Raw genomic sequence first — 26492 nt, 5'->3', positions numbered from 1 at the left:
TGCCAACCTCATTAGCTGACCAAACAGGCAGGTTTCTTGCACTGTATTTCCACGTCGCTGTCAGGCGACAAAAGGGAAGAAATGCGGAAAAACAGGCTTACAAAAGATTTCAGAAGTTGTATACAATCAGCCCATCCGGTGGTGCGACATACCGACGCGGCCCGCCCACCCCCCGCACTAACGCACAAGAAGGAAGACTGCAGTGAGCGCTGATTACCCTCGCGACCTGATCGGTTACGGCAACAACCCTCCTCACCCGCAATGGCCGGGCAACGCCCGCATCGCGCTGTCTTTCGTCCTCAATTACGAGGAAGGTGGCGAACGCAACATCCTGCACGGTGACAAGGAATCCGAAGCCTTCCTGTCCGAGATGGTCGCTGCCCAACCCCTGCAGGGCCAGCGCAACATGAGCATGGAGTCGCTGTATGAATACGGCAGCCGTGCCGGTGTATGGCGCCTGCTGAAGCTGTTCAAGGACAGCGGCGTGCCACTCACCATCTTCGCCGTGGCCATGGCCGCCCAGCGCCACCCCGATGTGATCCGCGCCATGGTCGAAGCCGGCCACGAGATCTGCAGCCACGGCTACCGCTGGATCGACTACCAGAACATGGACGAGGCCCAGGAGCGCGAGCACATGCTCGAAGCCATCCGTATCCTCACCGAACTCACCGGCGAGCGCCCGCTGGGCTGGTACACCGGCCGTACCGGCCCGAACACCCGCCGCCTGGTGATGGAGGAAGGTGGTTTCCTCTATGACAGCGACACCTACGACGACGACCTGCCCTACTGGGAGCCGAACAACCCCACCGGCAAGCCGCACCTGGTGATCCCCTACACCCTGGACACCAACGACATGCGCTTCACCCAGGTACAGGGCTTCAACTGCGGCGAGCAGTTCTTCCAGTACCTGAAAGACGCCTTTGATGTGCTGTACGCCGAAGGCGCCGACGCACCGAAAATGCTTTCCATCGGCCTGCACTGCCGCCTGGTCGGCCGCCCGGCACGCCTGGCTGCACTCAAGCGCTTCGTCGATTACGCAAAAAGTCATGACCAGGTCTGGTTCGCCCGTCGCGTGGATATCGCCCGCCACTGGCACGCCACCCACCCGTACAAGAATGAGAACGCCTGATGACCGCCTTCAATACCCTCAAACCATCCACCCTGGACCGTGACACCTTCGTCAAGGCCTTCGCCGACATCTACGAGCACTCGCCGTGGGTTGCCGAAAAAGCCTACGACCTGGGCCAACTGGGCGAGCTGGACGAGATCGAGGCGCTGCACCAGCGCATGAGCGACATCCTGCTCAGCGCCAACCACGCTGACCAGCTGGCGCTGATCAACGCTCACCCGGACCTGGCCGGCAAGGCCGCCATCCAGGGCGAGCTGACCGAATCGAGCACCAACGAACAGGCCGGCGCCGGCATTCACCAGTGCACCGCCGAGGAGTTCGCCCGTTTCACCGAGCTGAACGATGCCTATAAAGCCAAGTTTCAGTTCCCGTTCATCATGGCGGTGAAGGGCAGCAACCGGCACCAGATTCTCGCCGCCTTTGAAAAGCGCATCCACAACGATGCCGATGCCGAATTCAAGGAAGCCCTGGCGCAGATCAACCTGATCGCCCTGTTCCGCCTGCTGCAGCTGTAAGCAACAGCCGAACCTTATTCAGAAAACGAACAATAGAAGAGATAAACGCATGCGCACCCTGATGATCGAGCCCTTGACCAAAGAAGCCTTCGCCCAGTTCGGAGACGTGATCGAAACCGACGGCAGCGACCACTTCATGATCAACAACGGCTCGACCATGCGCTTTCACAAGCTCGCCACGGTCGAAACCGCCGAGCCTGAAGACAAGGCGATCATCAGCATCTTCCGCGCCGACGCGCAGGACATGCCGCTGACCGTGCGCATGCTGGAACGCCATCCGCTGGGCAGCCAGGCTTTCATCCCGCTGCTCGGCAACCCCTTTCTGATCGTGGTCGCGCCCGTTGGCGATGCACCTGTATCAGGCTTGGTCCGAGCCTTCCGCAGTAATGGCAGGCAGGGCGTTAATTACCATCGCGGCGTCTGGCACCACCCGGTGCTGACGATCGAAAAGCGGGATGATTTCCTGGTGGTTGATCGCAGTGGTTCTGGCAACAACTGCGATGAGCATTACTTCACCGAGGAACAGATGCTGATCCTCAATCCCCACCAATAAGAAAAGGTCAGTCATCTTCTCGGTGACTGGCAGAGGTACATACTGTGGAAGCACACCTTCACGAATGGCTGAACCTGAGCATTCGCTGGGTTCACATGATCACCGGCGTCGCCTGGATCGGTGCATCGTTCTACTTCGTCTGGCTGGAGAACCACCTGAACCGAAGCAACCCGCGCGATGGGTTGTCAGGTGATCTCTGGGCGATTCACGGCGGTGGTATCTACCACCTGGAGAAATACAAGCTCGCCCCCCCGAAAATGCCCGAGAACCTGCACTGGTTCAAATGGGAAGCCTACTTCACCTGGATGTCCGGTATCGCCCTGCTGTGCGTGGTGTTCTACTGGAACCCGACCCTGTACCTGCTGGCACCGGGCAGCACCCTGAGCGGTGCCGAAGGCGTGGCCATCGGTATCGGCTCGCTGATCGCGGGCTGGTTCATCTACGACTTCCTGTGCGACTCGCCCCTGGGCAAGAAGCCAGCGCTGCTCGGTGGTGTGCTGTTCGTGCTGATCATCGCTGCCTGCTGGGGCTTCAGCCTGGTGTTCAGCGGCCGTGGTGCCTACCTGCACACCGGCGCGATCATCGGCACCATCATGGTCGGTAACGTGTTCCGCATCATCATGCCGGCCCAACGCCAGCTGGTGGCGGCGATCGAGAACAACCAGACGCCCGACCCGGTCCTGCCGGCCAAGGGCCTGCTGCGCTCGCGTCACAACAACTACTTCACCCTGCCGGTGCTGTTCATCATGATCAGCAACCATTTCCCGAGCACCTACGGTAGCCAGTACAACTGGCTGATCCTGGCCGGTATCGCAGTAGCCGCGGTTCTGATCCGCCACTACTTCAACACCCGCCACGACAGCAACAAGTACGCCTGGACCCTGCCCGTCGGCGCTCTGGCGATGATCTGCCTGGCCTACGTTACCGGCCCGAAACCGATGGCCGTAAGCCCTGAGCAAGCCGCAGCGAAGATCGAGTACCAACCGCTGCCGGCAACTGCGGTAGGCGGCAAGACCGCTGCCGAGCAGCGTGCCGAGGACGCCGCCAAGGCTGCCGAAGCACCCACCGCACCAGCGCAAGCACCGGCCCAGGCCGCTGCCCAGGCCAATGGTGGCGACTTCGACAAGATCCATAATGTCATCCAGGAACGCTGCACAGTGTGCCACTCGTCCAAGCCGACCAGCCCACTGTTCAGCACCGCCCCTGCCGGCGTGATGTTCGACACTCCGCAGCAGATCCAGGCCCAGGCCGCGCGCATTCAGGCGCAAGCGGTTGCCAGCCAGATCATGCCGCTGGGCAACATCACCCAGATGACCACCGAAGAGCGCAAGCTCGTCGGCGAATGGATCGCCAAAGGCGCCCAAGTCAACTGACAGCACCTCGCCAGGCAACCCGCCCCCAAGGGAATCACCTTCCCCTGTAGGAGCGGGCTTGCCCGCGAAGAGGCCGATAGCCCCAGCCTCAAGCTCCATGTGTTACGCAACAAGCAAGCATCGAGCGTGCAGGCATGAAGCCTGCCGCTTGGATCCGAGAATAAAAACAAAACTCGAGGTGCTGCATGTCCGAGTCACGCAAGGCGTATATCCCCATTGCGCCGCCGCGCGAACCCTTGCCCCTGTTCCAACTGATCCTGGTTGGCCTGCAACACGTTCTGCTGATGTACGGTGGCGCGATCGCCGTGCCGTTGATCATTGGCCAGGCCGCCGGGTTGTCCCGTGAAGAAGTCGCTTTCCTGATCAACGCCGACCTGCTGGTCGCTGGCGTCGCTACCATCATCCAGTCGTTCGGTATCGGCCCGGTGGGCATCCGCATGCCGGTGATGATGGGTGCCAGTTTCGCTGCCGTCGGCAGCATGGTGGCCATGGCCGGCATGCCCGGCGTGGGCCTGCAGGGGATCTTCGGCGCGACCATCGCTGCCGGGTTCTTCGGCATGCTGATCGCGCCGTTCATGTCCAAGGTTGTCCGCTTCTTCCCACCGCTGGTCACCGGTACGGTGATCACCTCGATTGGCCTGTCGCTGTTCCCGGTGGCTGTCAACTGGGCCGGTGGCGGCCATGAAGCAGAAACGTTCGGCTCGCCGATCTACCTGCTGGTGGCCGGCCTGGTACTGGCCGTGATCCTGCTGATCAACCGTTTCATGCGCGGTTTCTGGGTCAACGTGTCGGTACTGGTAGGCATGGGCCTTGGCTACATCCTGGCCGGTTCCATCGGCATGGTCGACCTGTCGGGCCTGAATGAAGCACCGTGGTTGCAGGTGGTCACCCCACTGCACTTCGGCATGCCGACTTTCAGCCTGGCGCCGATCCTGTCCATGTGCCTGGTAGTGGTGATTATCTTCGTCGAGTCCACCGGCATGTTCCTGGCCTTGGGCAAGGTGACTGATCGTGAAGTAACCCCTGGCATGCTGCGTCGCGGCCTGCTGTGCGATGCCGGTGCGTCGTTCATTGCGGGCTTCTTCAACACCTTCACCCACTCCTCGTTCGCCCAGAACATCGGCCTGGTGCAAATGACCGGGGTGCGCTGCCGCTACGTCACCATCGTGGCTGGTGCACTGCTGATCCTGCTCAGCCTGCTGCCCAAGGCGGCCTTCCTGATTGCCTCGATCCCGCCCGCAGTACTGGGCGGCGCGTCCATCGCCATGTTCGGCATGGTCACTGCCACCGGGATCAAGATTCTTCAGGAGGCGGACATCGGCGACCGCCGCAACCAGCTGTTGGTTGCCGTGAGCGTCGGCTTCGGGTTGATCCCCGTGGTGCGTCCGGAGTTCTTTGCCCAGATGCCACAGTGGATGGAGCCCATCACCCACAGCGGTATCGCCATGGCCACGGTCTGTGCCCTGGTGTTGAACGTACTGTTCAACATCCTTGGCGGTGCCGACCGCGCAATGCACAACGACGTCTGTCACCAGCATTGAGCCAAGGGGGGCGGTGCATGGCTGCCCCTCGTTCACCTCTGCAGTAACCGCTACGCCGTCGACCCGCCGGAATGGGTCGCCCGGGGCGCCTGCGCGCCAAAAAAACGCCAACAAAAACAATAAGTCCGGGAATCACAACATGAAGCGCATCACCACGTCCCTGTTGTTGGGCAGCAGCCTGCTGGCCACCCTACCCTCGCACGCAGGCGAATGGCTGCAATGGCACGGCGAAAGCCTGACCTACCTGTACGGCAAGGACTTCAAGGTCAACCCTGATATCCAGCAGACCATCACCTTCGAGCACGCCAACAAATGGAAGTACGGCGACACCTTCATGTTCGTCGACAAGATCTTCTACAACGGCAAGGCCGACCCCGGCAAAGGTGTGACCACCTACTACGGCGAGTTCAGCCCACGCCTGTCATTGGGCAAGATCTTCGACCGCAAGCTTGCCTTCGGTCCGATCAAGGACGTGCTGCTGGCCATGACCTACGAGCGCGGTGAAGGCGACAACGAGGCCTACCTGATCGGCCCCGGCTTCGACTTGAACATCCCCGGCTTCAACTATTTCACCCTCAATTTCTACGTGCGTAACACCGAAGGCAGCCGCCCCGGTGACAACGTCTGGCAGATTACCCCCGGCTGGTCGTACACCCTCCCCGTAGGCCGGTCAGACATTCTGATCGACGGTTACATGGACTGGGTTACCGACAACGACCAGACCCGTCGTGGCACCTATCACGCCAACCTGCACTTCAACCCGCAGGTCAAATACGACCTGGGCAAGGCGCTGAACCTGGGCGCCAAGCAGCTCTACGTCGGCTTTGAATACAGCTACTGGAAAGACAAGTACGGCATTGACAGCCGCGGCAACCTGGACAGCAACCAGAGCGTCGCCAGTGCGCTGATCAAGGTGCACTTCTAGGAAGTTGACCAAACGCACAAGTTTGAATCACCCCGCTCCAGGACGGAGCACTTGAGGCGCGGCGCGCAAGCCAGTAATCTGCGCGCCCCCTCGATCAGGGCAGAACGGATTCTGCCTGCGTTTACTGACCGCTCAGTCAATGAATTCGGGCGGTTGGCCAACGTGTTGCCAGCCTGAAATACCCTTTTCATCCGTTCAGAACGAAGTCGAGCAGGAAGGTTTTGCCAACCCGGAAAAGTTGGCCCAACCCTTGCCAAACAGCTGTGGCCTATCGAAAAAAGCTGACTCAAAAGACAAAAAAGCGCCGACACCGAGCGCTGACAACAGATCAATCAAGGGAGCGACACTCGCAATGCGTACTATCAAGAGCCTGATCCTTGCCGGCGGCCTGCTGGCCTGCGGCACCACCTTCGGCGGCGACCTGCTGCAATGGCAGAACAACAGCCTGACCTACCTATGGGGCAAGAACTTCAAGGTCAACCCGGCGATTCAGCAAACCGTCACCTTCGAGCACGCCGATGGCTGGAAGTACGGCGACAACTTCATTTTCGTCGACAAGATCTTCTACCAGGGCCAGAAAGACGCCGGCAACGGCCCGAACACCTACTACGGTGAGATCAGCCCACGCCTGTCGTTCGGCAAGATTTTCGACCAGAAGATCGAGTTTGGCCCGGTCAAGGACGTGCTGCTGGCAATGACCTACGAGTTTGGCGAGGGTGACACCGAGTCCTACCTGATCGGCCCGGGCTTCGACCTGGCCATCCCGGGCTTCGACTACTTCCAGCTGAACTTCTACAACCGCACCACCGACGGCAGCCGCGCCGGCGACAACGTGTGGCAGATCACCCCGGTGTGGTCGTACACCATTCCGGTCGGCGATTCCGACGTGCTGATCGACGGCTTCATGGACTGGGTGGTGGACAACGACGAGAACCGCCGCGGCACCTACCAGGCCAACCTGCACTTCAACCCGCAGATCAAGTACGACCTGGGCAAGGCATTGCACCTGGGTGAGAAACAGCTGTACGTGGGTGTGGAGTATGACTACTGGAAGAACAAGTACGGCATCAAGGACAGCGATGCCTTCACTACCGACCAGAACACCATGAGCTTCTTGGTCAAGGTTCACTTCTGACCTGAGTTAGCGGGGCCGCTTTGCGGCCCATTCGCGGGTAAACCCGCTCCTACAGGGGACGCGCCGGGTTCAAGGCAAACGCGGTACCTGGGGGGCGGGTTCACGCGCGAACCGGGGCAAAGCCCCGGCCAGGCGCCTCAATTGGCAGGTCTGAGCGCCCGCCACAACTTCCCCGCAGCACTGACCACCGCCAGCACCATGGCACCGGCCACAACCCCGACCCCAGCGTTGAGCAACGCCCCGGTAAGCGCCCCGCCACGCCCTTCGCTGAACGCCTCGATGGCATGATGCAGCGGCTCGATGCCATGCACCAGGATCCCACCGCCAACCAGGAACATCGCCGCAGTACCAATCACCGACAGGCTTTTCATCATGTACGGCGCCGCCCGCAGGATGCCGTTACCCACTGCCTGAGTCAGCCTGGAGGTTTTGCGGGCCATCCACAGCCCAAGGTCGTCAAGCTTGACGATCCCGCCTACCAACCCATACACACCAATGGTCATCACCACCGCAATGCCCGACAGCACGATGATCTGCTGGGTCAGCGGCGAGTCAGCCACGATACCCAAGGTAATGGCGATGATTTCCGCCGACAGGATGAAGTCGGTACGCACCGCCCCCTTGATCTTGGCTTTTTCAAAAGCCACCAGGTCAACGCTGGCATCGGCAACGGCCTCCTTGCGCGCCTCGTGCTGTGCCTCATCCTCTTCCTTGCTGTGCAAGAACTTGTGCGCCAGCTTCTCGAAACCCTCGAAGCACAGGAACGCGCCACCCAACATCAACAACGGCGTAACCGCCCAGGGTATGAACGCACTGATCAGCAACGCGGCCGGTACCAGGATCGCCTTGTTGACGAACGACCCCTTGGCCACCGCCCAGACGACCGGAAGTTCGCGATCGGCGCGCACGCCGGTGACCTGCTGGGCATTCAGCGCCAGGTCGTCACCCAGCACACCCGCTGTCTTTTTCGCCGCGACTTTGGTCATTAGCGAGACGTCATCCAGCAGCGTGGCGATGTCGTCGATCAGTACCAGTAGACTGCTTCCTGCCATGTTTGCTTGTATCCAAATAAGTCAATGTGCCGGATTCTAGCCCAAAGCCGCTGCCTTGAGCGCCCGTCGAGGCCGGTGCTACCATGCCCGATCCCCCTTAGAGGTGGCCAGACACGAGGAAGATCCCTGACCATGAGCACCATTCGCGAGCGCAACAAGGAATTGATCCTGCGCGCGGCCAGCGAGGAATTCGCCGACAAGGGCTTCGCCGCCACCAAGACCAGCGATATCGCGGCCAAGGCCGGCCTGCCCAAGCCGAACGTGTATTACTACTTCAAGTCCAAGGACAATCTCTACCGCGAGGTTCTGGAAAGCATCATCGCGCCGATCATGCAGGCATCCACGCCGTTCAATGCAGACGGCGACCCGAAGGAAGTGCTGAGTGCGTACATTCGTTCGAAGATTCGCATTTCGCGTGATCTGCCCCATGCGTCCAAGGTGTTCGCCAGCGAGATCATGCATGGCGCGCCGCACCTGTCTCCGAACCAGGTCGAGCAGTTGAACGAACAGGCCCGACACAACATCGAGTGCATCCAGCGCTGGATCGACCGCGGGCAGATCGCCCATGTGGACGCGCATCACCTGATGTTCAGCATCTGGGCAGCGACCCAGACCTATGCCGACTTCGACTGGCAGATTTCTGCGGTGACCGGCAAGGCCAAGTTGGCCGACAGTGATTATGACGCGGCGGCCGAGACCATCATTCGTATGGTCTTGAAAGGTTGTGAGCCTGAGGCAGCCTGAACCATCTCGAAGGGCCATTCGCGGGCAAGCCCGCTCCCAGAGGATCCACATGCCTGAAGGTTGTGGAGTCCCTGTAGGAGCGGGCTTGCCCGCGAATGGGCCAGAACAGGCAATAGAGATTTAGGCCGCTACCCCAGCATCTGCCCGCAACCCCACCTCCTCGATCGCACTGATCGCACACTGCTCGTCGATATCCGACGTATCGCCGCTGATCCCCACGGCACCCAGCACCTTGCCGTCCTGATCACGAATCAGCACCCCACCCGGCGCCGGCACCACCGGCCGCTCACCCATCCCGTTCAACGCGGCAAAAAAAGCCGGCCGCTGCTGCGCATCCAGCGCCAGCAAGCGCGAGCCCTTGCCCAGGGCAATCGCACCCCAGGCTTTGCCAGTGGCCACTTCAGGCCGAATCAGGCTCGCGCCATCCTCGCGCTGCAGCGCCAGCAGGTGCCCGCCGGCATCCAGCACCGCCACGGTCAGCGGCGCGGCATTGATCTTGCGGCCCGCCACCAGCGCGGCATTCACCAGGCTGACGGCGACTTTCAGGTTAAGAACGTTCATGGAAAGGTCCTCTTCTTGTTGTGAGAAGCCCTAAGGGCAGTTGAAAACCGATCGAACAAATAGAACACAACGAGAGATATTTTTGTATACAATATTTTGAAACGATCGTATGCGATGGCGCAAACCCTCGTTTTCACGGGCGCTCTGACGAAAGCCAGCTTAGCCGATGAAAACCCATTGACCTAAGCCGTCAGGCGTGAATACACTCTGTCGCAAAGCAAGTTGTATACAATTACAAAATCGATGAGGCACAAACCATGAGCAAAATGAGAGCAATCGATGCAGCCGTTCTGGTCATGCGCCGTGAAGGTGTAGATACCGCGTTCGGCATCCCGGGGGCTGCCATCAACCCGTTGTATTCGGCCCTGAAGAAAGTCGGTGGCATCGATCACGTCCTCGCTCGTCACGTCGAAGGTGCCTCGCACATGGCCGAGGGCTACACCCGCGCCAACCCGGGCAACATCGGTGTGTGCATCGGCACTTCCGGCCCTGCCGGCACCGACATGGTCACCGGCCTGTACAGTGCCTCGGCCGACTCCATCCCGATTCTGTGCATCACTGGCCAGGCGCCACGTGCCCGCCTGCACAAGGAAGACTTCCAGGCTGTCGACATCACCAACATCGTCAAGCCAGTAACCAAGTGGGCGACCACCGTTCTGGAGCCAGGCCAGGTGCCTTACGCCTTCCAGAAGGCCTTCTATGAAATGCGTACAGGCCGCCCAGGCCCGGTGCTGATCGACCTGCCGTTCGACGTGCAGATGGCCGAAATCGAATTCGACATCGACGCCTACGAACCGCTGCCCGTGCACAAACCGTCCGCCACACGCGTACAGGCCGAAAAAGCCCTGGCCCTGCTCAATGACGCCGAGCGCCCACTGCTGGTAGCCGGTGGCGGCATCATCAACGCCGACGCCAGCGACAAGCTGGTCGAATTCGCCGAACTGACCGGCGTACCCGTGATCCCGACCCTGATGGGCTGGGGCACCATCCCGGACGACCACGCCCAGATGGTCGGCATGGTCGGCCTGCAGACCTCGCACCGCTATGGCAACGCAACCCTGCTGAAATCCGACCTGGTATTCGGTATCGGTAACCGCTGGGCCAACCGCCACACCGGTTCCGTCGATGTCTACACCGAAGGCCGCAAGTTCGTGCACGTCGACATCGAACCGACCCAGATCGGCCGCGTGTTCACCCCGGACCTGGGCATCGTTTCCGATGCTGGCAAGGCACTGGACGTGTTCCTGGAAGTGGCCCGCGAGTGGAAAGCCGCCGGCAAGCTCAAGTGCCGCAAGGCCTGGCTGGAAGAGTGCCAGGAGCGCAAGTCGAGCCTGCAGCGCAAGACCCACTTCGACAACGTGCCGGTCAAGCCGCAGCGCGTCTACGAAGAAATGAACCAGGTGTTCGGCAAGGACACCTGCTACGTCAGCACCATCGGCCTGTCGCAGATTGCCGGCGCGCAGTTCCTGCATGTGTACAAGCCTCGCCACTGGATCAACTGCGGCCAGGCCGGCCCGCTGGGCTGGACCATCCCTGCTGCGCTGGGCGTGGTCAAAGCCGATCCGAAGCGCAAGGTTGTGGCGCTGTCGGGTGACTACGACTTCCAGTTCATGATCGAAGAGCTGGCGGTAGGCGCACAGTTCAACCTGCCGTACGTCCACGTGCTGGTGAACAACGCCTACCTGGGCCTGATCCGCCAGGCGCAGCGTGGCTTCGACATGGATTACTGTGTACAACTGGCGTTCGAGAACATCAACTCGACCGACGCTGCCACCTACGGTGTCGACCACGTCGCTGTGGTCGAAGGCCTGGGTTGCAAGGCCATCCGTGTGTTCGAGCCAGCAGAAATCGCCCCTGCCCTGCTCAAGGCTCAGAAGATGGCCGAAGAGTTCCGCGTGCCGGTGGTGGTTGAAGTGATTCTCGAGCGTGTGACCAACATTTCCATGGGCACCGAGATCAACGCGGTCAACGAGTTCGAAGACCTGGCCCTGGTCGGCAACGACGCGCCAACCGCCATCTCGCTGCTGGACTGATCGCCTGACGCCCCCAGGCACGCCCTGGGGGCCTTCATCGCAAGGAGACAACTCATGCCTCGCTTCGCTGCCAACCTGTCCATGCTGTTCACCGAACAGGACTTCCTGGCCCGCTTCAAGGCTGCCGCCGATGCTGGTTTCAGCGGCGTCGAATACCTGTTCCCGTACGACTTCAGCGCTGCCGACATCAAGCAGCAGCTGGAGGCCAACGGCCTGACCCAGGTGCTGTTCAACCTACCGGCCGGCGACTGGGCCAAAGGTGAGCGCGGTATCACCTGCCACCCCGACCGCATCGAAGAGTTCCGTGCCGGTGTCGACAAGGCCATCGAATACGCCAAGGTGCTGGGCAACACCCAGGTCAACGCCCTGGCCGGCATTCGCCCACAAGGCCCGGACTGCGCCACCGTGCGCAAGACCTTCGTCGAGAACCTGCGCTACGCCGCTGACAAGCTCAAGGGCGCCGGGATCCGCCTGGTCATGGAAATGATCAACACCCGCGACATCCCCGGCTTCTACCTGAACACCACCCAGCAGGCCCTGGAAATCCAGGCCGAAGTGGGCAGCGACAACCTGTTCCTGCAATACGACATCTACCACATGCAGATCATGGAAGGTGACCTGGCTCGCACCATGGAAGCCAACCTGAAGCTGATCAACCACATCCAGCTGGCCGACAACCCAGGCCGCAATGAACCAGGCACCGGCGAGATCAACTACCGCTTCCTGTTCGAACACCTGGACCGCATTGGCTACCAGGGCTGGGTGGGCGCGGAGTACAAGCCGCTGACCACCACCGAAGCGGGCCTGGGCTGGCTGAAAACCCACAACGCAATCTGAGGAACAACTCGGGACCCTGTGGGAGCGGGCTCGCCCGCGAACACCGGCAAAGCCGGTGCCATCCACCGAGTTGTCTGCTTCGCGGGCGAGCCCGCTCCCACAGGGGGCCAAAGCTTGCTTGAGATATCACAATTACAAAGAGGTAATTTCTCATGGCTAAAATCGGTTTCATCGGCACCGGCATCATGGGCAAGCCCATGGCTCAGAACCTGCAAAAGGCAGGTCACAGCCTGTTCATTTCCACCCACCACGACGCCGCGCCAGCCGACCTGATCGCTGCCGGTGCCGTGGCCCTGGCCAACCCGAAAGAGGTTGCCCAGGAAGCCGAATTCATCATCGTCATGGTCCCCGACACCCCGCAGGTCGAAAGCGTCCTGTTCGGTGAAAACGGCGTGGCCGAAGGCGTTGGCCCGAACAAGGTGGTGATCGACATGAGCTCGATCTCGCCAACCGCCACCAAAGCCTTCGCCGAGAAGATCAAGGCCACCGGCGCCGCCTACCTGGACGCCCCGGTGTCCGGTGGTGAAGTCGGTGCCAAGGCGGCGACCCTGAGCATCATGGTCGGTGGCTGCCCGAACGCCTTCGAGCGCACCCTGCCGCTGTTCGAAGCCATGGGCAAGAACATCACCCGCGTCGGTGGCAACGGTGACGGCCAGACCGCCAAGGTCGCCAACCAGATCATTGTCGCCCTGAACATCCAGGCCGTGGCCGAAGCCCTGCTGTTCGCCGCCAAGAACGGCGCCGACCCTGCCAAGGTGCGCGAAGCACTGATGGGCGGCTTTGCTTCGTCGAAAATCCTCGAAGTGCACGCCGAGCGCATGATCAAGGGCACCTTCGACCCAGGCTTCCGCATCAACCTGCACCAGAAGGACCTGAACCTGGCCCTGCAAGGCGCCAAGGAACTGGGCATCAACCTGCCCAACACCTCCAATGCCCAGCAAGTGTTCAACACCTGCCAGGCACTGGGCGGCGGCAACTGGGACCACTCGGCGCTGATCAAAGGCCTGGAGCACATGGCCAACTTCTCGATCCGCGACGACAAATAAGTTAAGTCGTTTTTAGCCTCACTGGCCTCTTCGCGGGTAAACCCGCTCCTACCAACGACCGCACAATCGCTCAGAGCTGTGCATTTAGGAGCGGGCTTGCCCGCGAAGAAGCCAACGCCGTTGAACCTGCGACCACAGGCCCAATGGTGGCATCGAGCAACACCCGCCCCTGGTTCGGCCTGCACGGAGGCAGTTCCAGGGGCGTTTTTGATTCTGCAGAACAACAATAATTGGGAGCCTGCCATGTCGGTCGATCCGCAAAAACTTCTCCGCGAGCTGTTCGACACAGCCATCGCCGCCGCCCACCCCCGTCAAGTCCTCGAACCCTACCTGCCCGCCGATCGCAGCGGCCGGGTTATCGTCATCGGCGCCGGCAAGGCCGCAGCCGCCATGGCCGAAGTGGTCGAGAAAAGCTGGCAGGGCGAAGTCTCCGGCCTGGTCGTGACCCGTTACGGCCACGGCGCCAACTGCCAGAAGATCGAGGTGGTCGAAGCCGCCCACCCGGTCCCGGACGCTGCCGGCCTGGCTGTGGCCAAGCGCGTGCTGGAACTGGTCAGCAACCTCAACGAAGAAGACCGCGTCATCTTCCTGCTGTCTGGCGGTGGCTCGGCGCTGCTGGCCCTGCCTGCCGAAGGCCTGACCCTGGCCGACAAGCAGCAGATCAACAAGGCACTGCTGAAATCCGGCGCCACCATCGGCGAGATGAACTGCGTGCGCAAGCACCTCTCGGCGATCAAGGGCGGGCGCCTGGCCAAGGCCTGCTGGCCGGCCACGGTCTACACCTATGCCATTTCCGATGTACCGGGCGACCTCGCCACGGTAATCGCCTCCGGCCCCACCGTGGCCGACCCGAGCACCTCGGCCGACGCCCTGGCCATCCTCAAACGCTACAACATCGAAGCGCCCAAAGCGGTCATCGACTGGCTGAACAACCCGGCCTCGGAAACCGTCAAGGCCGATGACCCGGCCCTGGCCCGCAGCCACTTCCAGTTGATCGCCAAACCCCAGCAGTCGCTGGAGGCTGCCGCGGTCAAAGCCCGTCAGGCCGGTTTCAGCCCGCTGATCCTCGGCGACCTGGAAGGTGAATCGCGCGAAGTGGCCAAGGTGCATGCCGGTATCGCCCGGCAAATCGTTCAGCACGGCCAGCCGCTCAAAGCGCCCTGCGTGATCCTGTCGGGTGGCGAAACCACCGTGACCGTGCGCGGCAATGGCCGTGGCGGGCGTAACGCCGAGTTCCTGCTCAGCCTCACCGAAAGCCTGAAAGGCCTGCCGGGCGTGTACGCCCTGGCCGGTGACACCGACGGCATCGATGGCTCGGAAGAAAACGCCGGTGCCTTCATGACCCCGGCCAGCTACGCCAGCGCCGAAGCCTTGGGCCTGTCGGCCAGCGACGAGCTGGACAACAACAACGGCTACGGCTACTTCGCCGCGCTGGATGCGCTGATCGTCACCGAACCGACCCGCACCAACGTCAACGACTTCCGCGCCATCCTGATCCTCGAGACTGCCCAATCATGACGCCTGATAAAAAAGTAAAGATCCTCGCCACCCTTGGCCCTGCGATCAACGGCATCGACGATATCCGCCAGCTGGTCGAAGCCGGGGTGAACATCTTCCGCCTCAACTTCAGCCATGGCGAGCATGCCGACCACGCCCTGCGCTACCAGTGGATCCGCGAAGTCGAGCAACAGCTGAACTACCCGCTGGGCATCCTCATGGACCTGCAAGGACCGAAGCTGCGCGTTGGCCGCTTCGCCGAAGGCAAGGTGCAGTTGCAGCGCGGGCAGTCCCTGCGCCTGGACCTGGACAAAACCCCGGGCGACAGCCGCCGGGTCAACCTGCCGCACCCCGAAATCATTGCCGCCCTCGAACCCGGCATGGACCTGCTGCTGGACGACGGCAAGCTGCGCCTGCGCGTGACCGCCAAGCACAGCGACGCCATCGACACCGAGGTGCTGAACGGTGGCGAGCTTTCCGACCGCAAGGGCGTCAACGTACCGCAAGCGGTGCTCGACCTCTCCCCGCTCACCGAAAAAGACCGCCGCGACCTGGCCTTTGGCCTGGAGCTTGGCGTGGACTGGGTCGCCCTGTCGTTCGTCCAGCGCCCTGAAGATATCGTCGAAGCGCGCCAGCTGATCGGTGACCGCGCCTACCTGATGGCCAAGATCGAGAAGCCATCGGCCGTCGAGCAACTGCAAGCCATCGCCGAACTGGCAGACGCGATCATGGTGGCCCGTGGTGACCTAGGCGTGGAAGTACCGGCCGAAAGCGTGCCGCAGATCCAGAAGCGCATCATCGGCACCTGCCGCCAGCTGGGCAAACCCGTGGTGGTGGCCACGCAGATGCTCGAGTCGATGCGTTTCTCGCCAGCGCCAACCCGTGCCGAAGTCACCGACGTGGCCAACGCGGTGGCCGAAGGTGCCGATGCAGTGATGCTGTCGGCCGAAACCGCCTCGGGTGATTACCCGCTCGAAGCCGTGCAGATGATGAGCAAGATCATCCGCCAGGTGGAGAACGGCCCGGACTACCAGGCCCAGCTCGACGTCGGCCGGCCAAAGGCCGAAGCGACCGTGTCGGATGCCATCAGCTGCGCCATCCGCCGCATCAGCGGCATCCTGCCGGTGGCGGTGCTGGTCAACTACAGCGAGTCGGGTGCCTCGACCCTGCGCGCGGCACGCGAGCGGCCACGGGCACCGATCCTCAACCTGACGCCGAACCTGAACACCGCACGCCGCCTGAGCGTGGCTTGGGGTGTGCATTCGGTGGTCAACGACCGCCTGCGTCAGGTCGACGAGGTGGTTTCCACCGCCCTGGAGATTGCCCAGGCGCAAGGCATGGCCAGCCGTGGCGACACGCTGCTGATCACCGCTGGCGTGCCTTTCGGCAAGCCGGGTACGACTAACACGCTGCGGATCGAGACTTTGATCTGAGATTGCCAGGGGCGCGTTGCGCCCCTTTCGCGACACAAGGCCGCTCCCACAGGGCCGCGCTGGCACAAGGGAATGGGATCCCTGTGGGAGCGGCCTTGTGTCGCGATTGGAGGGCAAAGCCCTCCCCGAATACCGCTCTACCTGACCGCGGAAAACCGAGGCCCAAAGAGGCCCACCGCTCCCCCATCAACCTCACTGACTGCCCCATGTACACCAAAAATTTCGTCAACCCGTGCCCCGACTGGGCCACGGCGTTACTCAACGGCTTCAGCCAGGTGCTGCTGCTGCGCAACCCCCTGTGCGGCCTGTGCTGCCTGCTGGCCATCCTGCTGACCGCACCCAACCTGGTCGGCGGCGCGCTGCTTGGCGCCCTGGCCGGCCTGCTCACCGCCCAGGCACGCGGCTATGACCGTGCCGACCGCCAGGCCGGGCTGTACTGCTACAACGGCGTACTGATCGGCATCCTGATCAGCGCCGTGCTGCCCTGGTCGGCCATATTGCCCCCCCTGATCATCGCCGCCGGCGGCTTGTCCAGCATCATCACGCACCAGTGGCGCAAGCGTGGCGGCAAGTTGCTGGTCGCCTACACCGCCCCCTTCGTCATGCTCGGCTGGGCCACACTGCTAATCGCCAGCCCCTCGCCCAGCGCCTTCGTCGAAGCTGACCCGCTGTATGCGTTGGCCCGCGGCATAGGCCAGATCTTCCTGCTCGACCAGCCCTTGGCCGGGTTGCTGATCATCGTCGGCATGTTCATCGCCAACCCCTATGCGGCGCTGTGGGCGGTGATCGGTTCGGCTATTGGCGGCGGGGTGGCGCTGCTCGCCGATCAACCGCAAGCTGCCTGGTTGGGGCTATACGGTTTCAACGCAGCCCTGGCGGCACTGGCCTTCAGCAGGCGAGGTGAAAAACCCTGGGTGACCCTGCTGGCGATTGCCTTGGCCTTGCTGCTGCAACCGCTGTTCAAGCTGATGCCTGTGCCCGGCCTGACCGCGCCCTTTGTCGCCGCCTGCTGGCTGATGCATGTAGCTGATCACCTAGGTCATAGGACACAGAAAGACAGCTCACATCGATTACCGAACTAACGGGGGGTGCAGATATCCACTCCGCCTCTGGCAGCCTAATGGGAGCTGGATCGGGTGCCGAGGAAATACCCTTTGGCGGGCGCGGGGGCGGAGACGGAGGTAGAGGACGAAGAGGCTTCGGAAGAGAGCGTAGCGCTAGCTGCTCATCTAGCCTGCTCTGCAGCACTTGATTCTGTTCTTGAAGGAGAACGTTGTCTGCTTGAGAGCGCTCCAACTGTTTCCGAGTAGCGCCCAGACCATCAACCTTGACCACCGTAAACCGACCATCCTTACCTCTGGAAATTTCGTATCCAGCACTACCAATACCCAAGCTGTAAGCTTCAGAGCTGTTCGCGAAATGATTCTTCACTCCCCTTTTGAAAATTTTCGGTATGCCAAAGCGCTTAAACTCAGCAGTTAGCCCAGTTTTCACACGTTTCATCTGACCTGACGGGTCAGAGCTGTTTATCGGATCACCCTCACAATAACAGTAAGCATTCAGCCCACCATTCCCAAAAGGGCTTAAACCATCCGGGCTGTAAAAACGCATAAAAATGGGGCTATAGAATCGGTGACCATTGCCCAGCGCATAGGCTTGCAAGATGCCATCGTGCCGTTCGCCATTGAAACCCAATGAAGGAATCGGCCAATTCAGTGAATACCCATAAGCTGCGTATGACCGTATCCACTTCGTCTGAGCACGCTCAACAGCAATTTGCTCGGGTAACTGTCCACTCTGCAGTTTCATGCTCGCCTCCCCCCTGACCCTACGGGATTCTGCCCCAGCCAATCCGATCCGGAGAACTAGCAATTTTAACAGTTCATTCGTTGCAGCCTTGGGCAAAGACCCTCTAGGCTTTCCGCTTTGCCTTCGGAACCCGCTACATCATGGTCTTCCAGACCGACACCCTAGCCGGTCGCCGCTTCGACAAGATCCTGCTGTTGATCATCCTGGCCAGCCTGGTCACGGTGATCCTCGACAGCATCGACGAAGTGCACCAGAGCTAAGCCGGCTTACTGGCCGCCATCTGTACTCAAGCTCAGCCCGCACCTCAAGCAGGCCCATTACCTGATGGAGGCGCTGCGCGGCAGCAAGCAGAAGAACATCGTGTTCCTGGTGAGGCGGCGTTCTGTTCTCGCTGTGGGAATGGGTTGTTTCCCAAAGCGTGATAGCGCCTGCGCCGCCTATTCGCGGGCCGCTCCGACAGGGCCGCGCTGGCACAAGGAAATGCAATCCCTGTGGGAGCGGCCTTGTGTCGCGATTGGAGGGCAAAGCCCTCCCCGAATACCGCTCTACCCGACCGCGGAAAACCGAGGCCCAAAGAGGCCCACCGCCCCCCATCAACCTCACTGACTGCCCCATGTACACCAAACATTTCGTCAACCCGTGCCCCGATCGAGCCACGGCGTTACTCAACGGCTTCAGCCAGGTGCTGCTGCACACCCCCCTGGCCATCCTGCTGACCGCGCCCAACCTGATCGGCGGCGCCCTGTTTGTTGCCCTAGCCGGTCTGCTGGCGAACGCCCTGGCCTTGCTGCCGCAACCGCTGTCCGGCCTTCTACCTATGGCAGCGCTGATCGCACCATTTGTAGTTGCCTGCTGGTTAATGCATGTAGGTGACAGTGCGTTTACTCAGCTAAGCCTCAGAAGAATCAATCGTCGCGTCGATAGGCAAGTTAGCTCTTAAATTCGCCCCTGCAGCCGGTAGTTGAGGGTGTTGTGGAGTAATCGGTGGCATTGCGCTGGTTTTTTCTTTAGGAACAAGATCCATTGTTGATGAAAAACCCCTGCCAACCGGCATCATAGGAACATGGTCGAGACTCACTTCAATGCCATTTTTTTGGTATTTAGCAGGATTCGACAGCAAATCGAAACTGGTTCTAGACGCATAAGAGAAGCTCCCGTCCACTACATTCACCTCAATATAAGATGAACCTACCTTTACCGTAAATCTAAACGTTCCTTTCTGCTCGGCAATCGCCTGCATCGGCTCGCGTAAGAACTTCTTGGCTCTCGTCCGCTGCGCCAAGTTCACATTCTTCTGCTTCATGAACTTACCGAAACCGGTTTTTACTCCTGCGTTGCCTGAGGGGTCGGTATGGTTCACAGGATCTCCACCGCAATACATGTATGCATTCACGCCACCTCTGCCAAAGGGGCTCAAACTGTCTGGACTGGAAAAACGCATAAGTGCAGGATTGAACAGCCGCTTCCCACTGCCCAGCAGATACCCCTGCGTTCCTCTCTCCAACCACTGCCCATTGAACGCCAAGCGCGTTGCGCTCTCGATGCACTGTAAAAAACCAAATGGTGTGTAAGCTAACAAAGTGTGCCCCAAACGCTGCCGGCTTACTGCTTTTGACTGGTCGTTCATTTCCCGCCTCGCTGTCAATGAAATACCCAGTCTTATACTGAGGCCTCGACGAGAACCTTAGTACTGGCATTTTTAGCAGGTGACATGATTCACCTTTCCGTAGCAGGCCCTGTGCATCTAGTCTTGCATCTCAAGCTTTCGGAACCTGCACTTCATGACCGCACCTCTGCCTTTACGCGAACGCCTCTACATCATGGTCTTCCAGACCGACACCGTAGCAGGCCGCCGCTTCGACAAGATCCTCCTGCTGATCATCCTGGCCAGCCTGGTCACCGTCATTCTCGACAGCATCGACGAGGTGCACCAAGGCTACGCCGGCCTGCTGGCCGGCATCGAGTGGGGCTTTACCGCGATCTTCCTGGCCGAATACATCACCCGCCTGTACTGCTCGCCCAAGCCGTTGCGCTATGCCTTCAGTTTCTACGGTCTGGTCGATTTACTGGCGATCGTGCCGGGGATCCTCGCGCTGTACTACAGCGACGCCCAGTACCTGCTCATCATCCGGGTCATCCGGATGCTGCGGATCTTCCGTGTACTCAAGCTCAGCCCGTACCTAAAGCAGGCCAACTACCTGATGGAGGCACTGCGCGGCAGCAAGCAGAAGATCATCGTGTTCTTGGTCAGCGTATCGACCCTGGTAACGGTGTTCGGCACGCTGATGTACGTGATCGAAGGGCCTGAGCATGGCTTTACCAGCATCCCCAAAGGCATCTACTGGGCCATCGTTACCCTGACCACAGTGGGCTTTGGCGACATCGTGCCGAAGACCCCGCTGGGGCAGGTGCTGTCGTCGCTGGTGATGATTACCGGTTACTCGATCATTGCCGTGCCGACCGGCATCTTTACCGCCGAGCTGGCCAATGCCATGCGTGGGGAGCAGCTGCAGCATGATTGCCCGACCTGCCACAAGAAGACCCACGAGCATGGGGCGGCGTTCTGTTCTCGCTGTGGGAATGGGTTGTTTCCCAAAGCGTGATAGCGCCTGCGCCGGCCTCTTCGCGGGTAAACCCGCTCCTACAACAGGCGCGGACCGTGCGCGGTCCCCCGTAGGAGCGGGTTTACCCGCGAAGAGGCCGGCACAGGCAGAAGCATAACCAAAGCATTTTTTGTTCTTTAACCCGTATAAACCCACCCGTTATAGTCGCTGGCAATCTGCCCCAACATCCTTCAAGAACAAGGAAGCAACGTGAAAAAACTCTTCACCGCCTCGCTGCTCGCCGCAGGCCTGGCCCTGGGCAACCTCGCCCAGGCCGCCCCTACCCTGCTCAACGTTTCCTACGACGTGATGCGCGACTTCTACAAGGACTACAACCCGGCCTTCCAGAAGCACTGGGAAGCCGAGCACAACGAGAAGGTCAACGTGCAGATGTCCTTCGGCGGCTCGAGCAAGCAGGCCCGTGCAGTGATCGATGGCCTGCCGGCCGATGTCATCACCATGAACATGGCCACCGACATCAACGCCCTGGCCGACAATGGCAAGCTGGTACCCGACAACTGGGTAACCCGCCTGCCGAACAACAGCGCGCCGTTCACCTCGGCCACTGTGTTCATCGTGCGCAAGGGCAACCCGAAAGCCCTGAAAGACTGGCCCGACCTGCTCAAGGACGGTGTACAGGTGATCGTGCCCAACCCGAAAACCTCGGGTAATGGCCGCTATACCTACCTGTCGGCCTGGGGCTACGTACTCAAGCAAGGCGGCGATGAAAGCAAAGCCCGTGACTTCGTCGGCAAGCTGTTCAAGCAGGCACCCGTGCTGGACACCGGTGGCCGTGCCGCCACCACCACGTTCATGACCAACCAGATCGGTGACGTGCTGGTCACCTTCGAGAACGAAGCCGAGATGATCGCCCGCGAGTTCGGCCGCGATCAGTTCGAAGTGGTCTACCCAAGCGTATCGGCCGAAGCCGAGCCACCGGTGACGGTGGTCGACAAGGTGGTGGCCAGGAAAGGCACCCAGGCCGTGGCCGAGGAATACCTGAAGTACCTGTGGTCACCAGCAGCCCAGGAGATCGCCGCCAACAACTACCTGCGCCCGCGTGATGCAACGGTACTGGCCAAGTACACCGACCGCTTCCCGAAAGTGGACTTCCTGTCGGTGGAGAAAACCTTCGGTGACTGGCGTACCGTGCAGAAGACCCACTTCAATGATGGTGGGGTGTTTGACCAGATCTATACCGGTCAGTAACGCACAAGCAACATCAAACCCGGCGGAACACCAAGGCCTTCAGCCCCCCCGCCGGGTCAACATCCGGAAACTCCGGCGGGTTTTCCAGGCGCTCGACATAAGCCAACGAAGGCGCCTGCTCCGCCATGCCTTCAATCAGAAACTCAGGCCCGATCCCCGGGTCGTTGACACACGCCAGCACCGTCCCGCCTTCGCTCAACAACTCCGGCAAACGCCGCAGGATCTTTGCGTAATCCTGGGTCAGCACAAAGCTGCCACGCTGGAAGGTCGGCGGGTCGATGATGATCAGGTCATAAGGCCCGTACTTGCGCACCTTGCCCCACGACTTGAACAGTTCATGCCCCAGGTACGCCACCCGTGATGCATCGTGGCCATTGAGGCGATGGTTGTCCCGGCCCCGCGACAGGGCCGATTTGGCCATGTCCAGGTTCACCACCTGCTCAGCGCCACCGGCAATCGCTGCCACGGAAAAGCCGCAGGTATAAGCGAACAGGTTCAGCACGCGCTTGCCCGCCGCCTGCTCGCGCACCCAGCGGCGGCCATAGCGCATGTCGAGAAACAGGCCATTGTTTTGCCGCACGCCCAAGTCCAGCAGGTAGGTCAGGCCGTCCTCAATCACTTCGCGTTGCTGGCAGGGCTCACCCAGCAGCCACTGGCCCGGGCTGTCGGGCAGGTAGCGGTGCTGGATGATGACTGCCTGACCCGTCCACTGCGGGCGCTCGGCCAAGCTGCGCAGCATGGCTTCCAGTTCGGCGAGCTGGCCCTCGGGCGGCTCACGGAACAAGGCGACCGACAGCACGCCCTGCAGCCAGTCGACGGTAACCTGCTCCAGGCCCTGCCAGCAGCGGCCGCGGCCGTGAAACAGGCGGCGGGTTTCCCGTGGTGCAGGGTCAAGGGCGGCAAGCAGGTGTTGCTCAAGGGTGTCGATGGGCGAGGTCATGGCGGATCGCAGGCTGGCAAAAAGCGGCATTCTACCTTGCGGGCCTCTTCGCGGGTAAACCCGCGCCTACAGGATGCTGCGCCGATCGGAACCACCACCCCTGCTGCATGCCCGCTGCCGCCAGCAGGATCAACCCCACGCCCAGCCACTGCAGCGGCACCAGGCGGTGCCCGAACGCCACCCAGTCCACCAGAATTGCCGCAATCGGGTAAATGAACGACAGCGCACCGGTCAAGGCCGTGGGCAAACGCTGGATGGCGCTGTACAACAGCACATACATCAGGCCGGTGTGCACCATCCCCAATGTCAACAAGCTGGCCAAGGCCGGCACTTCGACCGGCAACCCGCCAAGCGTGCCCCATGGCGCCAGCAGCAACACACCCGTGGTTACCTGAATCAACGCAATCAGGTGCGGGGGCGTGCCACTCAGGCGCTTGATGATCAAGGCCGCGATTGCATACAGAAACGCCGCCCCCAGCGCCAGGGCAATCCCCAGCAGATAGTCCTCGCCATTACTTTGCCCTGCGCCGTGGGCACTGACGATGGCCAGCATGCCGAGGAACGCCACACTCAGCCAGGTCACCTTGGCCAACGTGATCTTTTCGCCCAGAAACAGCGCCGCCAGCCCCACCAGAATGAATGGCTGCACGTTGTAAACCGCCGTGCCGATGGCAATCGACGCCCGTGCGTACGAGGCGAACAACAGCAGCCAGTTGCCGACAATGGCCACCCCGCTGGCAATCGCCAGCAAAAATGCCGTGCGGCTGATCACGCCCGGTCGCAGAAAGCCAAACGCGGCGCAAATCGCCAGCAAGGTCACGGCACCGAACACGCAGCGCCAGAACACCACATCCAGCACCGGCTGGCCGGACACCAGCACGAACCAGCCAATGGTCCCGGAAATCAGCATGGCGGCGACCATTTCCAGCGAGCCACGGCGCAATGAACTGTCCATCTCAAACCTCCCTTTGATAATGGCAACAGTATGCAAAGGCTGCAGGCGGGCCATCCAGCGGATAACCAAGGCATTTTCGCCAACCTACCTTTACTATCAAGGCAGATAACACGAATTACCTGATGAGGTGAGCATGACCGATGCCATTGACCAATTATTGATCAACGCACTGATGGAGGACTCGCGCCGCTCGCTCAAGGCTCTGGCGCAGGTCAGCGGGCTGTCCGCACCCAGCGTCAGCGAGCGCCTGCGCCGGCTGGAAGAGCGTGGCGTGCTGCGCGGCTACACCGTGGAGGTCGACCCACGCGCCTTTGGCTACCAGTTGCAGGCGATCGTGCGTATCCGTCCGTTGCCGGGGAAGCTGCAAGAAGTGGAGCGCCAGATCATTGCCATCCCTGAGTTCACCGAATGCGACAAGGTCATTGGCGAGGACTGCTTCATAGCCCGACTGCATGTGCGCTCGATGGAGCAGTTGGACACGCTGCTCGACCTCATGAATGTGCTGGCTGAGACCAATACCGCAATCATCAAGAAGACCCCGGTCAAGCGGCGGTTGCCGCCAATGGATTGATCGGCCCCTGTACTGGCCTCCTCGCAGGCGTGCTCGCGAAGAGGCCAGCACAGGAAAAGCTGACTATTTTTTGTACACAAAAACGTAACCATAGGTGCCATTTTTGTGTGCACTTTCTTCAGTAGCGCCCCAATTCGTTACACACTTTCCTCCCGTTATTTTGACCAAATGATCAACTAATCAATCTTTCAAAAATTTAAACTTGTTCATACGGTCAACTTATATTCTCTGTATTTCATTAACTTACCTTTTAACAAGATAAGTTCGAAATCATCGCCTGTTGAAACCTGCTCTTCCCTTGGCATGGAACTCGCTTTTGTGTGTTCGTGTTTTGTATACAACTTAAACAAAACATAGATACACAAGAATCCGCGACGCCGACCCAATGTCAGCCGCCGCGCCCACAACCCTGTGATGCCAACGCTGCACCGACGAGATGGCGAGCCCGTGCGCATGCCCGCTCATCGCAGTCCAAGTGCATCAGGAGCCCGCCGGAATGAGTAGCAGCCTCGACCTTGCCCCTGAACTATCCGTCGCCAGCACACACCCCGCGTCCACGCTTGCCGGCCACCAGCCGGACCTTGTTCTCAGCCCGCGCCTGCATAACCGCGACCTGGCGCCAACGCGTATGGAAGGCCGTCGCTGGGGCGGCTACAGCATCTTCGCGCTGTGGACAAACGATGTGCACAATATCGCCAACTATTCGTTCGCCATGGGCTTGTTCGCCCTCGGCCTGGGCGGCTGGCAAATTCTGCTGTCGCTGGCCATCGGCGCGGCACTGGTGTACTTCTTCATGAACCTGTCGGGTTACATGGGGCAGAAAACCGGGGTACCGTTCCCGGTCATCAGCCGCATTGCCTTCGGCATCCACGGCGCGCAGATCCCGGCGCTGATCCGTGCCGTCATCGCCATCGCCTGGTTCGGCATCCAGACCTACCTGGCATCGGTGGTGCTGCGCGTGCTGCTCACCGCCGTGTGGCCGCAACTGGCAGCCTACGACCACGACAGCATCCTCGGCCTGTCGAGCCTGGGCTGGGTGTGTTTCGTGTCGATCTGGCTGGTGCAGCTGGTGATCCTGGCCTATGGCATGGAGATGGTGCGCCGTTACGAGGCCTTTGCCGGGCCTGTGATCCTGCTGACCGTCGCCGCACTGGCGGTGTTCATGTACTTCAAGGCCGATGCGCGCATTGCCTGGTCGGTGGCAACCCCGCTGACCGGCTACGAGATGTGGCGCAACATCTTTGCCGGCGGCGCACTGTGGCTGGCGATCTACGGCACCCTGGTGCTGAACTTCTGTGACTTCGCCCGCTCCTCGCCTTGCCGCAAGACCATCCGCGTGGGCAACTTCTGGGGCCTGCCGGTAAACATCCTGGTATTCGCCGTGATCACCGTGGTGCTGTGCGGCGCGCAATTCCAGATCAACGGTCAGATCATCGACAGCCCGACGCAGATCGTTGCCGCCATACCCAGCACGCCATTCCTGGTGCTCGGCTGCCTGGCCTTCCTGATCGTCACCGTGGCGGTGAACATCATGGCCAACTTCGTCGCCCCGGCCTTCGTACTCAGCAACCTGGCGCCGCGCCACCTGAACTTCCGCCGTGCCGGGCTGATCAGCGCCACCCTGGCGGTGCTGATCCTGCCCTGGAACCTGTACAACAGCCCGCTGGTGATCGTGTACTTCCTGTCGGGCCTGGGCGCCCTGCTCGGCCCGCTGTACGGCGTGATCATGTCCGACTACTGGTTGCTGCGCAAAGGCTGCATCAACGTGCCGGAGCTGTATACCGAGCACCCGGCCGGCGCCTATCACTACAGCAAGGGCATCAACCTGCGCGCCGTGGCCGCCTTCGTGCCGGCCGCACTGCTGGCCATCGTGCTGGCCCTGGTGCCCAACTTCCAGGGCATCGCGCCGTTCTCCTGGCTGATTGGTGCCGGCATCGCCGCCGCCCTGTACCTGCTTATCGCGCCACGTAACCGCCATTACCACGACGTCAGCGGCGAGTGCATCGCCGTCGACCACAGCGGCCATTGATC

At 61.0% G+C, this 26492-nt stretch carries 22 protein-coding genes and 4 pseudogenes; 20 read left to right on the top strand and 6 right to left on the bottom strand.

Annotated elements, in window-relative coordinates; all coding sequences use genetic code 11:
• Positions 1–202: 202 nt before the first annotated feature.
• From puuE to PRJ_RS08220, 7 genes are all read left to right on the top strand, one after another.
• Positions 203–1129, top strand: coding sequence for an allantoinase PuuE (gene puuE, locus PRJ_RS08250; RefSeq protein WP_010955030.1), 927 nt, complete (start codon positions 203–205; stop codon positions 1127–1129).
• Positions 1129–1644 carry a 2-oxo-4-hydroxy-4-carboxy-5-ureidoimidazoline decarboxylase gene (gene uraD / locus PRJ_RS08245; RefSeq protein ID WP_104961076.1) on the top strand — a complete coding sequence of 172 codons (516 nt, stop codon included), beginning with the start codon at positions 1129–1131 and terminating at the stop codon, positions 1642–1644. The genes puuE and uraD overlap by 1 nt, the downstream gene beginning before the upstream one ends.
• 49 nt (positions 1645–1693) lie before the next feature.
• Complete coding sequence (locus tag PRJ_RS08240) at positions 1694–2197, top strand: ureidoglycolate lyase (RefSeq protein ID WP_003254333.1); 504 nt, start codon at positions 1694–1696, stop codon at positions 2195–2197.
• Between the two features lie 44 nt (positions 2198–2241).
• Complete coding sequence (locus PRJ_RS08235) at positions 2242–3570, top strand: urate hydroxylase PuuD (RefSeq protein WP_104961075.1); 1329 nt, start codon at positions 2242–2244, stop codon at positions 3568–3570.
• A 185-nt stretch (positions 3571–3755) separates the two neighbouring features.
• Positions 3756–5111 carry a nucleobase:cation symporter-2 family protein gene (locus tag PRJ_RS08230; RefSeq protein ID WP_010955033.1) on the top strand — a complete coding sequence of 452 codons (1356 nt, stop codon included), beginning with the start codon at positions 3756–3758 and terminating at the stop codon, positions 5109–5111.
• A 139-nt stretch (positions 5112–5250) separates the two neighbouring features.
• On the top strand, positions 5251–6036 hold the full coding sequence (locus PRJ_RS08225) for an outer membrane protein OmpK (RefSeq protein ID WP_003254337.1): 786 nt from the start codon (positions 5251–5253) through the stop codon (positions 6034–6036).
• A gap of 352 nt (positions 6037–6388) precedes the next feature.
• Entirely contained in the window at positions 6389–7171 is a 783-nt protein-coding gene (locus PRJ_RS08220; RefSeq protein WP_003254339.1) for an outer membrane protein OmpK, read from the top strand.
• 137 nt (positions 7172–7308) lie between these two features.
• On the opposite strand, the gene PRJ_RS08215 is transcribed toward PRJ_RS08220, so the two are convergent.
• Complete coding sequence (locus PRJ_RS08215) at positions 7309–8223, bottom strand: DUF808 domain-containing protein (protein WP_020192148.1); 915 nt, start codon at positions 8221–8223, stop codon at positions 7309–7311.
• Between the two features lie 132 nt (positions 8224–8355).
• Between PRJ_RS08215 and PRJ_RS08210 the strand changes: the two genes are divergently transcribed.
• Positions 8356–8967: a TetR/AcrR family transcriptional regulator gene (locus PRJ_RS08210; protein ID WP_010955036.1), complete on the top strand. Its 612-nt coding sequence runs from the start codon at positions 8356–8358 to the stop codon at positions 8965–8967.
• Between the two features lie 120 nt (positions 8968–9087).
• On the opposite strand, the gene PRJ_RS08205 is transcribed toward PRJ_RS08210, so the two are convergent.
• The gene (locus PRJ_RS08205) at positions 9088–9528 is read right to left on the bottom strand and encodes a heme-binding protein (protein ID WP_010955037.1); all 441 of its coding nucleotides are present in this window, start codon (positions 9526–9528) and stop codon (positions 9088–9090) included.
• 257 nt (positions 9529–9785) lie between these two features.
• Here PRJ_RS08205 and gcl point away from each other — a divergent pair, with 257 nt between their 5' ends.
• From gcl to PRJ_RS08170, 6 genes are all read left to right on the top strand, one after another.
• Complete coding sequence (gcl, locus tag PRJ_RS08200) at positions 9786–11561, top strand: glyoxylate carboligase (protein ID WP_014590196.1); 1776 nt, start codon at positions 9786–9788, stop codon at positions 11559–11561.
• 54 nt (positions 11562–11615) lie between these two features.
• The gene (hyi, locus tag PRJ_RS08195) at positions 11616–12398 is read left to right on the top strand and encodes a hydroxypyruvate isomerase (RefSeq protein WP_010955039.1); all 783 of its coding nucleotides are present in this window, start codon (positions 11616–11618) and stop codon (positions 12396–12398) included.
• A gap of 152 nt (positions 12399–12550) precedes the next feature.
• The gene (locus PRJ_RS08185) at positions 12551–13444 is read left to right on the top strand and encodes a 2-hydroxy-3-oxopropionate reductase (protein ID WP_010955040.1); all 894 of its coding nucleotides are present in this window, start codon (positions 12551–12553) and stop codon (positions 13442–13444) included.
• Between the two features lie 243 nt (positions 13445–13687).
• Positions 13688–14962, top strand: a complete 1275-nt coding sequence (locus PRJ_RS08180) for a glycerate kinase (RefSeq protein ID WP_003254348.1) — start codon at positions 13688–13690, stop codon at positions 14960–14962.
• The gene (gene pyk, locus PRJ_RS08175) at positions 14959–16374 is read left to right on the top strand and encodes a pyruvate kinase (RefSeq protein WP_104961073.1); all 1416 of its coding nucleotides are present in this window, start codon (positions 14959–14961) and stop codon (positions 16372–16374) included. Before PRJ_RS08180 ends, pyk begins: the two co-directional genes overlap by 4 nt.
• A 206-nt stretch (positions 16375–16580) precedes the next feature.
• Positions 16581–17456: an urea transporter gene (locus PRJ_RS08170; protein ID WP_104961072.1), complete on the top strand. Its 876-nt coding sequence runs from the start codon at positions 16581–16583 to the stop codon at positions 17454–17456.
• Between the two features lie 433 nt (positions 17457–17889).
• Here the strand turns inward: PRJ_RS08170 and PRJ_RS30320 are convergent.
• Positions 17890–18183: pseudogene (locus PRJ_RS30320) on the bottom strand (RHS repeat-associated core domain-containing protein); the annotation flags it as partial.
• A gap of 140 nt (positions 18184–18323) precedes the next feature.
• Here PRJ_RS30320 and PRJ_RS08160 point away from each other — a divergent pair.
• Together PRJ_RS08160 and PRJ_RS08155 are read left to right on the top strand one after the other, a co-directional pair.
• Positions 18324–18579: pseudogene (locus tag PRJ_RS08160) on the top strand (hypothetical protein); the annotation flags it as partial.
• 217 nt (positions 18580–18796) lie between these two features.
• Positions 18797–18952, top strand: a pseudogene (locus tag PRJ_RS08155) (urea transporter); the annotation flags it as partial.
• Between the two features lie 564 nt (positions 18953–19516).
• Here the strand turns inward: PRJ_RS08155 and PRJ_RS30315 are convergent.
• Positions 19517–19810, bottom strand: a pseudogene (locus tag PRJ_RS30315) (RHS repeat-associated core domain-containing protein); the annotation flags it as partial.
• Positions 19811–19964: 154 nt separating this feature from the next.
• On the opposite strand from PRJ_RS30315, the gene PRJ_RS08145 reads away from it, so the two are divergent.
• Both PRJ_RS08145 and PRJ_RS08140 read left to right on the top strand, forming a co-directional pair.
• Positions 19965–20786, top strand: coding sequence for an ion transporter (locus PRJ_RS08145; protein ID WP_104961071.1), 822 nt, complete (start codon positions 19965–19967; stop codon positions 20784–20786).
• Positions 20787–20996: 210 nt separating this feature from the next.
• Positions 20997–21995, top strand: a complete 999-nt coding sequence (locus PRJ_RS08140; protein ID WP_020193435.1) for a sulfate ABC transporter substrate-binding protein — start codon at positions 20997–20999, stop codon at positions 21993–21995.
• Between the two features lie 13 nt (positions 21996–22008).
• On the opposite strand, the gene PRJ_RS08135 is transcribed toward PRJ_RS08140, so the two are convergent.
• Together PRJ_RS08135 and PRJ_RS08130 are read right to left on the bottom strand one after the other, a co-directional pair.
• The gene (locus PRJ_RS08135) at positions 22009–22935 is read right to left on the bottom strand and encodes a class I SAM-dependent methyltransferase (RefSeq protein WP_371928137.1); all 927 of its coding nucleotides are present in this window, start codon (positions 22933–22935) and stop codon (positions 22009–22011) included.
• Between the two features lie 31 nt (positions 22936–22966).
• Positions 22967–23890, bottom strand: a complete 924-nt coding sequence (locus tag PRJ_RS08130; RefSeq protein WP_104961070.1) for a DMT family transporter — start codon at positions 23888–23890, stop codon at positions 22967–22969.
• A 133-nt stretch (positions 23891–24023) separates the two neighbouring features.
• Between PRJ_RS08130 and PRJ_RS08125 the strand changes: the two genes are divergently transcribed.
• Positions 24024–24461 (top strand): Lrp/AsnC family transcriptional regulator, encoded by a 438-nt coding sequence (locus PRJ_RS08125; protein WP_064493259.1) that lies wholly within the window; start codon positions 24024–24026, stop codon positions 24459–24461.
• Between the two features lie 496 nt (positions 24462–24957).
• Entirely contained in the window at positions 24958–26490 is a 1533-nt protein-coding gene (locus PRJ_RS08120) for an NCS1 family nucleobase:cation symporter-1 (RefSeq protein ID WP_047604158.1), read from the top strand.
• The last annotated feature ends 2 nt before the right edge of the window (positions 26491–26492 follow it).

The sequence above is a fragment of the Pseudomonas sp. XWY-1 genome (assembly GCF_002953115.1).
In the GTDB taxonomy this organism is placed as follows: domain Bacteria; phylum Pseudomonadota; class Gammaproteobacteria; order Pseudomonadales; family Pseudomonadaceae; genus Aquipseudomonas; species Aquipseudomonas alloputida.
The sequence above is the reverse complement of the archived record's forward strand: the minus strand, read 5'-3'. Positions and strand labels throughout refer to the sequence as shown.

Excerpts from the sequence above, each read along its gene's own strand:
- uraD (WP_104961076.1), top strand. The coding sequence starts at position 1,129 with ATGACCGCCTTCAATACCCTCAAACCATCCACCCTGGACCGTGACACC.
- PRJ_RS08240 (WP_003254333.1), top strand. The coding sequence starts at position 1,694 with ATGCGCACCCTGATGATCGAGCCCTTGACCAAAGAAGCCTTCGCCCAG.
- PRJ_RS08230 (WP_010955033.1), top strand. The coding sequence starts at position 3,756 with ATGTCCGAGTCACGCAAGGCGTATATCCCCATTGCGCCGCCGCGCGAA.
- PRJ_RS08225 (WP_003254337.1), top strand. The coding sequence starts at position 5,251 with ATGAAGCGCATCACCACGTCCCTGTTGTTGGGCAGCAGCCTGCTGGCC.
- PRJ_RS08220 (WP_003254339.1), top strand. The coding sequence starts at position 6,389 with ATGCGTACTATCAAGAGCCTGATCCTTGCCGGCGGCCTGCTGGCCTGC.
- PRJ_RS08215 (WP_020192148.1), bottom strand. The coding sequence starts at position 8,223 with ATGGCAGGAAGCAGTCTACTGGTACTGATCGACGACATCGCCACGCTG.
- PRJ_RS08210 (WP_010955036.1), top strand. The coding sequence starts at position 8,356 with ATGAGCACCATTCGCGAGCGCAACAAGGAATTGATCCTGCGCGCGGCC.
- PRJ_RS08205 (WP_010955037.1), bottom strand. The coding sequence starts at position 9,528 with ATGAACGTTCTTAACCTGAAAGTCGCCGTCAGCCTGGTGAATGCCGCG.
- gcl (WP_014590196.1), top strand. The coding sequence starts at position 9,786 with ATGAGCAAAATGAGAGCAATCGATGCAGCCGTTCTGGTCATGCGCCGT.
- hyi (WP_010955039.1), top strand. The coding sequence starts at position 11,616 with ATGCCTCGCTTCGCTGCCAACCTGTCCATGCTGTTCACCGAACAGGAC.
- PRJ_RS08185 (WP_010955040.1), top strand. The coding sequence starts at position 12,551 with ATGGCTAAAATCGGTTTCATCGGCACCGGCATCATGGGCAAGCCCATG.
- PRJ_RS08180 (WP_003254348.1), top strand. The coding sequence starts at position 13,688 with ATGTCGGTCGATCCGCAAAAACTTCTCCGCGAGCTGTTCGACACAGCC.
- pyk (WP_104961073.1), top strand. The coding sequence starts at position 14,959 with ATGACGCCTGATAAAAAAGTAAAGATCCTCGCCACCCTTGGCCCTGCG.
- PRJ_RS08170 (WP_104961072.1), top strand. The coding sequence starts at position 16,581 with ATGTACACCAAAAATTTCGTCAACCCGTGCCCCGACTGGGCCACGGCG.
- PRJ_RS08145 (WP_104961071.1), top strand. The coding sequence starts at position 19,965 with ATGACCGCACCTCTGCCTTTACGCGAACGCCTCTACATCATGGTCTTC.
- PRJ_RS08135 (WP_371928137.1), bottom strand. The coding sequence starts at position 22,935 with ATGACCTCGCCCATCGACACCCTTGAGCAACACCTGCTTGCCGCCCTT.
- PRJ_RS08130 (WP_104961070.1), bottom strand. The coding sequence starts at position 23,890 with ATGGACAGTTCATTGCGCCGTGGCTCGCTGGAAATGGTCGCCGCCATG.
- PRJ_RS08125 (WP_064493259.1), top strand. The coding sequence starts at position 24,024 with ATGACCGATGCCATTGACCAATTATTGATCAACGCACTGATGGAGGAC.
- PRJ_RS08120 (WP_047604158.1), top strand. The coding sequence starts at position 24,958 with ATGAGTAGCAGCCTCGACCTTGCCCCTGAACTATCCGTCGCCAGCACA.